This window comes from Bradyrhizobium sp. KZN70725 (assembly GCF_055264925.1).
In genome coordinates this window covers 1-12,864 of the sequence record NZ_JBUYWT010000013.1, presented here as the reverse complement: position 1 = coordinate 12,864, position 12,864 = coordinate 1, and the positions used below count along the sequence as shown (strand labels likewise).

Annotated in this window: 11 protein-coding genes and 1 pseudogene; 3 read left to right on the top strand and 9 right to left on the bottom strand. The window is 64.3% G+C overall.

Annotated elements, in window-relative coordinates:
* Positions 1–54 precede the first annotated feature (54 nt).
* Entirely contained in the window at positions 55–471 is a 417-nt protein-coding gene (locus tag ACZBJS_RS14745) for an META domain-containing protein (protein WP_076827544.1), read from the bottom strand.
* 156 nt (positions 472–627) lie between these two features.
* The gene (locus ACZBJS_RS14740) at positions 628–2,298 is read right to left on the bottom strand and encodes an L-lactate permease (RefSeq protein ID WP_038380167.1); all 1,671 of its coding nucleotides are present in this window, start codon (positions 2,296–2,298) and stop codon (positions 628–630) included.
* Positions 2,299–2,608: 310 nt separating this feature from the next.
* Between ACZBJS_RS14740 and ACZBJS_RS14735 the strand changes: the two genes are divergently transcribed.
* A complete protein-coding gene (locus ACZBJS_RS14735) occupies positions 2,609–4,354 on the top strand; it encodes an ABC transporter ATP-binding protein/permease (RefSeq protein ID WP_316395494.1) in 1,746 nt (581 codons plus the stop codon).
* 172 nt (positions 4,355–4,526) lie between these two features.
* On the opposite strand, the gene ACZBJS_RS14730 is transcribed toward ACZBJS_RS14735, so the two are convergent.
* The 5 genes from ACZBJS_RS14730 to ACZBJS_RS14710 all read right to left on the bottom strand — a co-directional run bounded on the left by ACZBJS_RS14730 (position 4,527) and on the right by ACZBJS_RS14710 (position 9,928).
* Positions 4,527–5,522 (bottom strand): TorF family putative porin, encoded by a 996-nt coding sequence (locus ACZBJS_RS14730; RefSeq protein WP_057018099.1) that lies wholly within the window; start codon positions 5,520–5,522, stop codon positions 4,527–4,529.
* Positions 5,523–6,020: 498 nt separating this feature from the next.
* Entirely contained in the window at positions 6,021–6,440 is a 420-nt protein-coding gene (locus ACZBJS_RS14725) for a histone (RefSeq protein ID WP_316399402.1), read from the bottom strand.
* A gap of 214 nt (positions 6,441–6,654) precedes the next feature.
* A complete protein-coding gene (glcF, locus tag ACZBJS_RS14720) occupies positions 6,655–7,971 on the bottom strand; it encodes a glycolate oxidase subunit GlcF (protein WP_225162244.1) in 1,317 nt (438 codons plus the stop codon).
* Entirely contained in the window at positions 7,968–9,206 is a 1,239-nt protein-coding gene (locus tag ACZBJS_RS14715; RefSeq protein WP_316399405.1) for an FAD-binding protein, read from the bottom strand. Before ACZBJS_RS14715 ends, glcF begins: the two co-directional genes overlap by 4 nt.
* Positions 9,207–9,238: 32 nt before the next feature.
* The gene (locus tag ACZBJS_RS14710) at positions 9,239–9,928 is read right to left on the bottom strand and encodes an ArsR/SmtB family transcription factor (protein ID WP_244558800.1); all 690 of its coding nucleotides are present in this window, start codon (positions 9,926–9,928) and stop codon (positions 9,239–9,241) included.
* A gap of 196 nt (positions 9,929–10,124) precedes the next feature.
* On the opposite strand from ACZBJS_RS14710, the gene ACZBJS_RS14705 reads away from it, so the two are divergent.
* Positions 10,125–10,607: a putative quinol monooxygenase gene (locus ACZBJS_RS14705; RefSeq protein WP_316399403.1), complete on the top strand. Its 483-nt coding sequence runs from the start codon at positions 10,125–10,127 to the stop codon at positions 10,605–10,607.
* A gap of 143 nt (positions 10,608–10,750) precedes the next feature.
* Here ACZBJS_RS14705 and ACZBJS_RS14700 read toward each other — a convergent pair whose 3' ends face one another.
* Entirely contained in the window at positions 10,751–11,896 is a 1,146-nt protein-coding gene (locus ACZBJS_RS14700; RefSeq protein WP_233475491.1) for an acyltransferase family protein, read from the bottom strand.
* 320 nt (positions 11,897–12,216) lie between these two features.
* On the opposite strand from ACZBJS_RS14700, the gene ACZBJS_RS14695 reads away from it, so the two are divergent.
* Positions 12,217–12,630: a hypothetical protein gene (locus ACZBJS_RS14695; RefSeq protein ID WP_076827552.1), complete on the top strand. Its 414-nt coding sequence runs from the start codon at positions 12,217–12,219 to the stop codon at positions 12,628–12,630.
* Between the two features lie 141 nt (positions 12,631–12,771).
* Here the strand turns inward: ACZBJS_RS14695 and ACZBJS_RS14690 are convergent.
* A pseudogene (locus tag ACZBJS_RS14690) lies at positions 12,772–12,864 on the bottom strand (IS5/IS1182 family transposase); the annotation flags it as partial.

The following is a 12,864-nucleotide window of genomic DNA, read 5'->3' as shown; positions in this document are numbered from 1 at the left end:
TTTGTCTTGACGCGTTTCCTTGAACGCGAACCGCCGTCCGCTTCGCTTGACGCTTTAGTTGCTGTTGATCACGAAACGCAACGACTTGCTGCCGGTGAAGGTCACCTCGTCACCGTGCCGCCGCCAGCCCGTCATGTCGCCGAGCGCCGCCAGCAGATCCTTGTCCGCCTGCGCCCGCTCCGGCGTGCAGGTGCGGTTCTCCATCGCGCCGGGAACGAAGACGATGGTGTTGCCGGCCACCGAAAACTGGCCCTTGCCGCCGTCGCACCACAGCTCGAGGATCACCTCGCCATTGTCGCCGACCTCGATCGAGGGAATCCGCTTGGAGCCCGGCATGCGCGCGGCGTCGAGCGTCATCACGAAGCCGAACGGGAACTCCTCCTCGGCCCGCGCCGGACCCGCGCCGAGAGCCGCGGCAACCAGCGCCAACGCGGCGATGCCGCCGTTCAAACCTCGCCTCATCGAAACCATGCCAATCCTCGAAATGCGACGCGCAACTGCGGGCCCCTTCTATGGGAGCAGAACGCGATTGGCCAGATTGGCAACGCCGCAAAATGTGCTGGAAAAGCAAATCCCCGCGAGCTGTCCGCTCGCGGGGATTCCTGGTTCGCCAAATGCGTCGTGGCGCTATTTCAGCACCAGCATCGTGAACGGATAGACATAGGCCTGCAGGGTCACGAACAGACCGACCAGACACGCCAGCACGATCGAGTGCAGGAACACGTAGCGCAGGATCGAGCCCTCGTGGCCGTACCAGTTGGTCGCGGTCGAGGCGACCACGATCGATTGCGCGTCGATCATCTTGCCCATCACGCCGCCCGAGGAGTTCGCCGCCGCCATCAGGATCGGCGACAGGCCGAGCTGCTCGGAGGTGATCTTCTGCAGATTGCCGAACAGCACGTTCGACGCGGTATCCGATCCGGTCAGCGCCACGCCCAGCCAGCCGAGCAAGGTGCCGAAGAAGGGATAGAGCACGCCGGTCGCCGCGAAGGCGAGGCCGAGCGTGGCGTCGACGCCGGACAGCCGGGTCAGCGTGCCGATCGCCAGCATCGCCGAGATCGTGATCAGCGAGATCGCGCAGATGCGGATGGTGCGGCCATACTCGGCGATCAGCTTGAGCGGCGAGAAGCCCATCAACAGACCCGAGATGATCGCGGCGATCAGCATGCCGGTGCCGGTGAACGACAGGTAGGTGAAGCCGAACACGGCGCCTTCCGGCGTCGGCTTGGCGGCCACCGGCGGCACCTTGAAGATCAGCTTGTCGAGCTCGGGGACCGGATAGTTCCAGACGAAGTTGGCGTTCGCCCAGGCCTTGAAGGCACCGTTGCCCCAGATCAGCATCAGGATGCAGACGATGATCCACGGCAGCAGCGCGCTCCACATTTCGCCCTGGGTCAGCGGCGTCTTGTCGAGCGGAGGTGCGGCGGCCATCGTCGCCGCCGATTCATCGCGGCCGCGCAGCGCCGGCGACAGCCAGAGCTGCCGCGGCTGCCAGACCTTCAGGAACAGGATCAGGGCGCCCATCGAAATCAGCGAGGCGCCGATGTCGACGATCCAGGGATTGATGTAGTTCGAGATCACGAATTGCGGGACCGCAAACGACACGCCGGTGACCAGGATCGCTGGCCATACCTCCTTCATGCCGCGCCAGCCAGCAAACGCCCACACCACCCAGAACGGCACGATCAGCGAGAACAGCGGCAGCTGCCGGCCGACCATCGCGCCGAGGATGTAGGGGTCGAGCCCGGTGACCGAGGCGAGGCCCTGGATCGGCGTGCCGAGCGCACCGTAGGCAACGGGTGCCGTGTTGGCGATCAGCGACAGGCCGGACGCAGCGAGCGGCGAGAAGCCGAGCCCGATCAGCACCGCGCCGGTGATCGCGACCGGCGTGCCGAACCCGGAGGCGCCCTCGAAGAAGGCGCCGAACGAGAACGCGATCAACAGCAGCTGCAACCGCCGGTCCTCGGTGACGCCGCCGACCGCGCGCTTGAGCAGCTCGAACTTCCCGCACCTCACCGTGACCTGGTAGAGGAAGATGACGTTGAGCACGATCCAGCCGATCGGGAAGAACCCGGTGATCACGCCGAGCAGGGTGGCGCGGATCGACATGTTGGCCGGCATGGTGAAGACGAAGATCGTGATCAGGTTGGTCACGATCACGGCGATGATGGCCGCAATGTGCGCCTTCACCTTGCCGCTGGCGATCAGGACCAGCAGCGTGACCACGGGAATGGCGGCCGCGACCGTCGACAGCGCCGCATTGCCCAGCGGGTTGTAAATTTGATTCCAGGTGTTCATCTCGGGATCCTCCCCACATTTTTATGCAGCGCGCCGGCCTGCATGCGGGCAGGCGCGACTGGTGCGATTGCGGGAGTCCGTCGGAAAAGCTGCAGCCCCGGCTCGCGAATGAACGATCGGTAAGGATCGCTCACATCCTCGCGAAAAATCGAAGGTCCCCCGCCCCTCGCCGTTGTCCTCATGCTAGGATTGACTCGATTGCCGGGACAAGCCAACGCTTGCATGCCAGAACTACGACTTTAGTCGAGGACTACCCCGATTGTCCCGATTCTTCAGGCCTTTGCGGCCCCTTCCCCGGAGACGATAATCTGTGAACAACATTCGCTCGACGCTCGCGACGGTGTGGCGCATCGCCTCGCCTTATTTCAACTCCGAGGACAAATGGGCCGGCCGGGGGCTGCTTGCGGCGGTCATCGCGATCGAACTGGCGATCGTGGGCATCAACGTTCTGATCACGCAGTGGAACAACCGCTTCTACAACGCGCTGCAGGAACGCAATTGGGATTCCTTCGTCAGCGAGATCATCTATTTCTGCGTCGTCGTCGCGTTCTTCATCCTGCTGGCGGTCTACCAGCTCTACCTCAATCAATGGCTGCAGATCCGCTGGCGGCAATGGATGACCACACACTATCTCGGGGACTGGCTGCATCAGGCCAAACACTACAGGATGCAGCTGCAGGGCGACGCGGCCGACAACCCCGACCAGCGCATGACCGACGACGTCAAGCTGTTCGTCGACCGCACGCTCACGCTCGGCCTCGGCCTGTTGAGCTCGGTCGTCACGCTGGCGTCTTTTCTCACCCTGCTGTGGGGCCTTTCCAATGAGGCGCCGCTGCATTTGTTCGGCACGGAATATTCAATTCCCGGCTACCTTGTCTGGTGCGCGCTGATCTACTCGGTGCTCGGCACCGTGCTGACCCATCTGATCGGCTGGCCGCTGGTCGGCATCGATTTCAAGCAGCAGCAATATGAAGCCGATTTCCGCTTCAACCTGGTGCGCGTGCGGGAAAACTCCGAGCAGATCGCGCTGCTGCAGGGCGAACCGGCCGAGCGCGAGCGCCTGCGCGTTCGCTTCGGACGCGTGGTGGAGAACTGGATCGCCCTGATGAACCGGACCAAGAAGATCACCGCGTTCACGGCGAGCTATAATCAGGCCTCGGTGATCTTCCCCTATGTGCTGGTGGCGCCGGCCTACTTTGCGCAAAAGATCCAGCTCGGCGGCATGATGCAGACCGCATCGGCGTTTTCGAACGTCCAGGGCGCGTTCTCGTACTTCGTCAGCATCTATCGTCAACTGGCCGAATGGCAGGCCGTGGTGAACCGCCTCGATGGATTCGAGGCAGGGATCGCGGCGGCATCAAACCTCGCCAAGCGCGACGACCGAATTCATGTCACGGCGACGCCGGGCGACGGCGCCGTCAGCCTAGAAAACCTAGTGCTGCGGCTGCCGGACGGCACGCCGCTGCTGAACGCGGACCGGTTCGGCTTCCGCAAGGGCGAGCGCACGCTGATGACCGGCCCCTCCGGCGCCGGCAAGTCGACGCTATTCCGCGCGATCGCCGGCATCTGGCCGTTCGGCGACGGCGCGATCGAGATCCCGGCCAATGCCAGCCTGATGATGCTGCCGCAACGTCCCTATCTGCCGATCGGCTCGCTGCATGACGCCGTCGTCTATCCGGGCGAGGCCAGGCAATTCGATGCGGGACGGGTCCGCGAGGTTCTCACCGCCGTCGGACTGCCGCAGCTTGCGTCGCGGCTCGAGGAACAGGCGCACTGGAACCGGATGCTGTCGCTCGGCGAGCAGCAGCGGCTCGGCATCGCGCGGGCGCTGCTGCATGCGCCGCAGTTCCTGTTCCTCGACGAGGCGACGGCCTCGCTCGACGAGCCGGCGGAAGCCGCGCTGTACAGGCTGGTTGCCGAGAAGCTGCCCGGCACCACGGTGGTTTCGATCGGCCACCGCTCGACGCTCGACACCTTCCATCAGCGCAATGTCACGCTGGTCCGCGACGGCGACCGCTTCATCCTGCGCGACGCGGTCAAGGTCGCCGCGTCGTAAACGGCATTAGGGGTCAGCCGCGGCCACGGCTTGCCGCTGACCCCGGCGGGGGCAGCCCACAGGTCTCGCGAGCGCCTTTAGCTATTGTCCGCCTTGTGCCGATCAGACCTGGCCGGCCAAAAACAAAAGGGCGGCAGATTGCTCTGCCGCCCCTCGATCCCCGGAGGAGAGATTACTTCAGGTTGGACATCGCGGTCAGGTCGACCGAGAGCTTGGCGATGCCGGCCGCGCCGCACCAGTTGGAGCTCGTGCCACCCGGATTGATCGGGGTGACGGCAGTGGTTCCGCCCGCGGTGAAGTCGCTGGTGAAGGCGCTGCAATCACCCTTCGACATGTCGGTGTCGGAGTAGCGCAGATCGAGCGTGAACACCTTGTAGGTGAAGCCGATGCCGATGTTCCAGGTGTTGTAGTCGGCATACTTGATGCCGTTCGGAAACGCCGGGACGCCGTAGAAGCTGTCGGAGGTGCCGAGCCACTGCCGGCCGAACTCACCCGACACGTACATGCCGACGCCGCTGCTGCCGAACACGGTGCTCGGCGCAGTGTACTTGCCGATGATCGAGGAGTAGTTGCCCCAGGCGCCGGTGTTGAGGAAGTTCGGCGAGTAGTATTCGTTGATGGTGAACGCCCAGTTGTCGTTGATGGTCCAGGTCGCCTTGCCATAGACTTCGAAGAACGAGACGTCCTTCTTCATGACGGCGAGGTTGGTGAGGGTGTTGGCCTGGCAGTCGGCGCTCAGCGGATTGCCGGCGAAGTCGGCCACCGCACCGCCGCCGTAGTAGCAGGTCCCGCCCGGATACAGGTAACCCCAGACACCGATGTCGAAGGCGAAGGCGCCGAAGGTCGGGCGGATACCGCCGTAGACGTCGACTTCAGCCGCGGCGCGGTTGGCGAAGGAGATGCTTTCGGTCGACGTACCAACGTAGAGCTGCAGGTCCTTGCTGACGTTGTAGCGCGGCTCGAAATAGGCGGTGACCGACGGATTGTGGTTGGACTGGGTGACGCCGCGGAAGATGTAGTCGCTCATGATGCCGGCGCCAAAGGCGATGTCCCAAGGATCGAAGGGAGCCGGCGGCGGCGCCTTGACGGCCTTCACCGCCATGTCAGCTGCCATTGCCGAGCTCGAAATCATTGCTAGCGCCGTTGCTAACAAAGCCAGTTTCTTCATGACGATCCCCATCTACCTGTTCAGACAGCCCAGCTCCGGTGGCCCCCCAGGGCGCGCGATAACGGACTGCAACTAAATCGCGTGTGGCCAATCTGAGGCTCATGCACGGTACCGTGAAGCCAAAAAGACATGCATGTGCCGCCTTTTTAGGCGTTCTAGCCATCTTGCCGCATGTTGACTTGCGGGTGTTGCATTTGCACCACAATACCGCTGCTCTCGCACCGGTTGAACGTGTCCATCCGGACCGGGAAACGGCAACAGCCGGCTCGGCGGAAGAGCATCGGCGCGAATCGCCGTGCCCGTAAAAGCACGGATTGTCGTCGCACCTACGGAAGAAGCCGCAGCGTGGCGCGCTGCGGCTTCGATCAGTTGAACCTCGGCAATGTGGCAGCGGCCTAGAGCATTTTCGGTTCTGATTGAATCAGAACCGAAGCTCTAGATTCTTGTTTTGACGCGTTTTCTTCACGCGAACCGGTGCCCACTTCGCTCGAAAACGCTCTAGTGGTGCTCGCCCCCGTCGGCCGACCCGGCAATCCAGCCCGGCGCCGGTTCGTGGCTCGGTGTGGCCCAGCTCGGCGCCGGCTGCGGCTCGGGCGCCGGAGGTGCTGCGACCGGAGCGGCCGGCTTCGGCGCGGCAGCCTTCTTCGGAGCAGCGGCCTTCTTCGGCGCGCTCTTCTTGGCAGCGGCTTTCTTCGCAGCCTTCTTCGGCGCAGCCTTCTTGGCGGCTTTCTTTGCCGTTTTCTTTGCAGCTTTCTTGGCCGACTTCTTCGCCGATTTCTTTGCAGCCTTCTTGGCGGACTTCTTCGCAGCCTTCTTGGCCGACTTCTTCGCGGACCTCTTCTTCGCCGCTACCACCTTCTTGGCCTTTTTGGCCTTTTTGGCCTTCTTGCTTTTCTTCGCCTTCTTCGACTTCGCCATCGTGGTCCTCCTGTTGCCGCTATCTGAGTCCACCGGGCGTATTGAAGTGATCGCTTGCCGGACGTTGGCTGCACCTCGAAGAGAGGCACCCTCCACTTCGCTTGTCGGGCATGATGGCCGCGCGATCGCTTCGCGTCTGTGGCAAGGAAGCGCCGGTCCTTCACGTTGCGTCAGGGCAAGGCTGAGGTCCGGATCATGCTCGAGTGGCAGTCGATCAATTCAATCCTGGCCGGGGACCTCCTGTCGCCCAATCGAGAAGCTCAATCGTGTGCACCACAGGAACTGACGTACCGCCGGCAATCTGAACCATGCAGCCAATATTGCCCGCAGCGATCATGTCCGGTTTGACAAGCGCAATATTGGCGACCTTGCGATCGCGCAATCTGCTCGCAATGTCGGGCTGGAGAATGTTGTAGGTCCCCGCCGAACCGCAACACAAATGGCTCTCGGGCACATCTTTCACCACGAATCCATTCTTGGAAAGCAATTCTTTCGGAAGTTGAGTGATTTTCTGTCCATGCTGCAACGAACAAGCGGAGTGATAGGCGACGGTGACGTCGCCTTTCTGTGTTGAAGGCGCGAGCTCGAGGCCAGCGAGATACTCGGTGATATCCTTTGCCAGCGCCGAGATTCGCTTGGCCGGCTCCGCGAATGTTTTGTCCTCGCGCAGCAGGTAGCCGTAGTCTTTGACAACTGTCCCACAGCCCGAGGTCGTCACCAGGATGGCGTCGAGCCCGTTCTGGTCCGCTTCCCTTTGCCACACCGTGATGTTGGCCCGCGCGCGCGCCAGCGCGTCGCCGTCCTGTCCCATGTGATGGGTCAACGCGCCGCAGCATTGCTCGTCCTTGACCAGCACCACCTCGACGCCGTGCCTGGTCAGGACATTGATCGCGGCCTGATTGATGCGTGGCGCCAGCACCTGCTGGGCGCAGCCCTGCAGCAGCGCGACCCGGCCGCGCCGCCGGCCGATCGGCGCAAACACGGTTCCCGCAGCCGGCCCCGGTTGCGGCAGGCCGCGCGGCGCGAGCGCCAGCATCGCCTTGATCCGCCGCAGCAGACCCGGGCTCGACGCACCGACCGATGGCGTCGGCAGCAATGCGGCGAACGGACGGGCGAGCCCGGCCAGGATCATGCTGATCCGGAATAGGCCCGGCCGCGGCAGCACGAGGGCGAGTACCCACCGCAGCAGCCGCTCGGTCAGCGGTCTCTGGTAATCCCGCTCGATCCGGACCCGGGCCTGGTCGACGAGGTGCATGTAGTTCACGCCCGACGGACAGGTGGTCATGCAGGCGAGGCACGACAGGCAGCGGTCGATATGCTTGACCACGTCGGCCGTCGGCGGCTTGTCTTTCTCCAGCATCTCCTTGATCAGGTAGATGCGGCCGCGCGGGCTATCGAGCTCGTCGCCGAGCAGCACATAGGTCGGGCAGGTCGCGGTGCAGAAGCCGCAATGCACGCAGGCGCGCAGGATCTTGTCGGCTTCCTTGATGTCGGGATCGGCAAGCTGCGCCAGGGAAAACTCGGTCTTCATGCAGCCCCGCCTCGCATCATCCGGCCGCGGTTGAGGACGGACCTCGGATCGAAGCTCGCCCGGACCCGTTCACCGAGCGCGGCAAGCCCGGCCGCCTGCGGCTGGAACACATCGACCGCCCGGCGCACATCCTCGGTGGCGCGGATCAGGGTGGCGTGTCCGCCAATCGCCTCGACATGGCCGCGGACCAGCGTGGCCTGGGCGTCGGCGCCCGGCGGCACCGCGGCCCAGATCAGCCCCCCGCCCCAGTCGTAGATCACGTCGCCGCCGGTGGCGCGCGACAACGCCTGGCCCAGCGCGCCGCCAGAGGCCGGCGGGCAAACGATACGCCACACCGGCCAGGCCCCGAGCGCGCCGTTCGCCGCGAACGGCACCACGTCGCGCAGCGCACTCCAGATTGCGGCCGACCCGTCGTCGGCGAGGCTGTCGACCGTTCCATAGGACGAGAGCGTCTGGCTCAGCGAGGCCGCCCGATGTGCCGCCGACGCCGAAATCCCCTCGAGCCGCACCAGCGTGACCGGCTGGCCTGAGGCTGCAAGGCCGGCCAGCGCGCCGCCCCCGGTCCGCAACGCCGAACCCGGCAGATGCGCGGCGCCGGAGACGTCGAAGGGCGAACCCAGCGCCGCCGTCATCGCCTTGTTGGCGGTGACGTCGTCGAGCCCGCGCAGCAGCAGCGTCCGCTCGGCTTCCGGCTTCGGCATGACCTTAAGCGTGACCTCGGTCATGACCGCGAGCGTGCCCCAGGAGCCGGTCAGCAGCTTGCAGAGATCGTAGCCGGTGACGTTCTTCACCACCCGCCCGCCGGTCTTGAAGCTGTCACCGAACCCGGACACCGCGTGCGCCCCAAGCAGATGATCCCTGATACCGCCGGCCTTGATGCGGCGGGGACCAGCCAGTCCGGCGCCGATCATGCCTCCGATCGTGCCGGCGCCGGCGGTGCCGAGCAGCACCGAAATGTCCATCGGCTCGAAGGCGAATTGCTGGTTCTTGGCGTCGATCAGGGAATGCACGTCGGCGAGCGGCGCGCCGGCCTGCACGGTGATGATCAGCTCGTTCGGCTCATAGGAGGTGACCGCATTCAGCGCCGAGACGTCGAGCAGCGCATTGGTCGCCATCGGATGGCCGATGGCGCGCTTCGATCCATGTCCAATGACCTCAAGCGGCTGCTCGCTGGCGACCGCCGCGCGCACCACTTCCTCGACGTCTTTTGCGTCTCTGACCTTGAGCGTATCCACGCCATAGCCGGTAGCCAAATTCGGCTCCGAAATCAAATGCGCGCGCCGAACAAATTTCTGAATGCGAGGAGTCCGGCGTCGGTGATTTCGACGGAGCGGCCCTGCGGCCGGCGCCGGATCCAGTCCCGTTGCAATGCAAGGTCGGCAACCGCAGCCCCCGCCCGCCCGGCCAGATGCGGACGCCGCTCGCTCCAGTCGAGACAGGGCCGGCACAAGATCCGCCGGCTCCGCGCCGGCGAACGCAGGTCGATGCCGAGATCGCCGAGAAAAGCACGGCCGCAAGCAGTCAGCTCGCCGGCCTCATGGTCGAGATTGAGATGGCCGCGATCCCGCATCGCGTCGGTGACGGCGACGCCGAGCTCGCCGGCAAGGTGGTCGTAGCAGGTCCGAGCCCGGCGCATCTCGGGATCGATGCGCGGCGGCGGCCGGGACGGCTGCGGATCGATCGCGGCAACCGTCATCATGCCCTCGAGCATCTGCGCAACCAGCGGCGTAGCCAGCCGGTAGAAGCGGCGCGGACCACGCCGCTCGACCTTGAGCAGCGCCCGCTCGACCATGCGCGAAAGGTGCCAGCTCGCGGTCTGGGGCGTCACGCCCGCGACCAGCGCCAGTTCGCTCGCAGTCTGCGGGCGTCCGTCCATCAGCCGCGACAGGATGCTGGCACGGCCGGGATCGGCGATCAGCCCGGCGAGTTCGGCAAGCTCCGGTGCGATGGTCTGCATGGCCGGCTCCGCATCGATCGAAATATGCCTCTTGCGCTTGTCGCACGTCATGCCGCTGCAACGCTTCGATCATGATCGAAATGTTCACGACATCGACAATTCGACCATCACCGAACTGGGACGCCGAACGATCGACTATCTCTCGCGTTGCGGTTCGGCCGGCAGGACGCTTGGCGCGAATCATCTGGAGGCGAACATGAAACGTTCGGAAGTTTCGACCACGACGATGATCCTCACCCGACGATCGGCCATCGGCTCGTTCGCGATCATGGCGATCGCCGGCGTCTCGCCCTGGGCCGGATCGCAAGCTCGATCGGAGCACAGCAACGGAGGAATGCCAATGAAGCACTATGCGATGAGCACGAGAACCATCAGCGACGCGATCAACACGTCAGGCCTTCTGGTTGTGGCGCAATGGGAAGCCAAGGAGGGACAGGCCGACAAGGTGGCGAAAATCCTCGACGGCTTCCTGCCCGAGGCGCAGAAGGACCCCGGCACCAAGCTGTTCCTGATCGGCCGCGGCAAGGATAATCCGGCGCAATTCCTGTTCTACGAATTGTTCCAGGACGAAGCCGCGTTCAAGGCACACCAGGACAGCGCGGCTTTCAAAACCTACATCGCGGAGCAGGCGCTGCCGCTGCTCGCCAAGCGCGAGCGGTCGCAATACGCGCTGCTGTGAAGAAAAGCGCGGCGGGGAGGATGCTAGAGCGTTTTCGAGCGAAGTGGACCCGGTTCGCGTGAAGAAAACGCGTCAAAACAAGAAGCGAGAGCTTCGGTTCTGATTCAATCAGAACCGAAGCTCGTCCTTCCCGCCGGCGCGGGTCAGATCGACGCGCCGCTGTTGCCGAGCGTTGCGCGCAAGCCGGCCCGCTCGGGCGGCCTGCGCCAGAAGCCGACGATCGAGATCCGCGACAGCACCGCCGCCTCGAGGCTCTCGACCTGGGTTCGGAGCCGAAGCGCGCGTTTCTCGACGAGATGCCAGGACACGACGGCGACGCCGAAGGCGAGCGGCAGGCTGATCAGGAGGTTCAGATACCAGTGCTGGACCGGCGGGCCGAAGGTGGCGACGCATTGCTGGATGACGAAACCGTAGAGATAAAGCCCGTAGGAGTAATCGCCTGACGACACGATCCAGCTCCGCCGCGGATTCATCAGGCCGAGATAGCATGCGACATAGGCGGCCGGCACGGGAGCCAGCGCGTCACCGCGCCCGGTCGCCATGCCGGCGGCGCACAGCACCAGCGCCAGCAGGCACAGCGTGCGGTTGAACGGCACCTTGTCGCGCCAGAGGTAGAAGCCGACGCCGGCAAGGAAGCAGAACACCAGAAGGTGCGGGCGAAGCTGGATCGGCACCTCGTCCCAGCGCCAGATGTCGTAGACGATGAGCCCGATCTGGGCGATCACCATGAACCCGAGGAACGCCACCCGGTTGAAGCAAATCGTGAGCACGGCGAGCAGCGCCAGGATGACGTAGCACCACAGCTCGTACGGCACGGTCCAGAGCTGGGCGTTCACCAGATCGGGCAGCGGATTGTGCAGGAATACGCCCGGCAGCTCGTAATGGATGTCGCCGACGATATTGAGAAAATAGGCGTGGAATTTCGGATCGGCGACATATTGCGCCAACGGCAGCGCGGTGAAGACCGAACCGATGATGATTGCCGATAGCGTGGTTTCGACCGCGAGCGCCGGTCCGATCCGCAGCACGCGCAGGCCGAGGAAGGAAATCAGACTCTTGCACCGGAGCAGGCTTGCGGTCACCAGGAAGCCGCTCAGGGCAAAGAACAGCGCGAGGATCATCGCGACGCCGATGCGCAGCGTGCTCTGGATTTCCAGCGCGCGGCCGAGCCCGAGCGTCACGTTCGTGCTGTGCAGGCCAATGATCGACGCCGCCAGCGCGATCCGCATGTAGTCGAAACCCGCGGGCCGATTGCGCGAAAGCGCCAGCTGATCGGCCAGGCTGGGCATCGATGTGCTCCCGAAGACGTGCATCTGCGGAAAATACCGAGCAACAGTCTAAGGCCGTGTAAATGGGTCCGCGCTGTAATTGCAGCGACGCACGGGCGCCGGCCACCGCGCAAGGATCGGTTAAGGTTATCGGCCGGCTAGGGCGATCTGTCGAATTGTATCGACCGGCCCTCGCGCGTTGGTGGCTCTGGGCGCACGCTCACGCATGTTGGCCTCGGGGCCAATAGCTGACGTGGCTCCTGATGCCCTGGAAGCAGACTTGTTATAGTCATTCGGCAACCATTGATTTGATCGCGGCTCCGCCGGGAGAAACCACCACGATGCACATCAAACTGACAGCCATCGCGCTGCTCGCGATCATCGCGCCGGGACAGGCGGGTGCTGCCATGCTCACCGACGCCGAGGCGACGTTCCTCGACCAGCTCGCGACCGCAGCCGCGGTGCTCGAACAACGATGCACCGGCTATGAGGCCAATGGTGCCGGCGGCGTTCAAACGGGCGCCAGACTTCTCGGCAGCCCCGACGCCGCGATGGCCATGATCAATGCGTTCGACGCGGCCATCAAGGCTCACGACGGCAATGACTACGATCCGCGCAAATTCCGCCCCGAGGTGTCCGAAGCGGTCGGCAAGACCTTCAAGCGAGTCCGGGCGGCGTTGATCAGAGACCCGGAAGGGGCCTGCGCCGCCTATGGCGATAGCGGCGCGGCGTCGGGGCTGCTCAGACGGTACTAAAGCGCGATGAGATTGGGTTGAATCGTCATCGCGCTTTAGCTCTTTGTTTGACCATGATCTCCGCGCAAACGCGTTCCGCGTTTGTCGCGAGGGAAAACCGCTTCGCACTTTTCCGGATCATGCACTAGGTGGTGTGGACACTTATCGCAGCCATAGGACGATGGCAGCGAGAGTGACGACGGCCCGGTAATTCCGGGCGGTCTTTTCGAAGCGGGTTGCGACGCGTCGGAACTG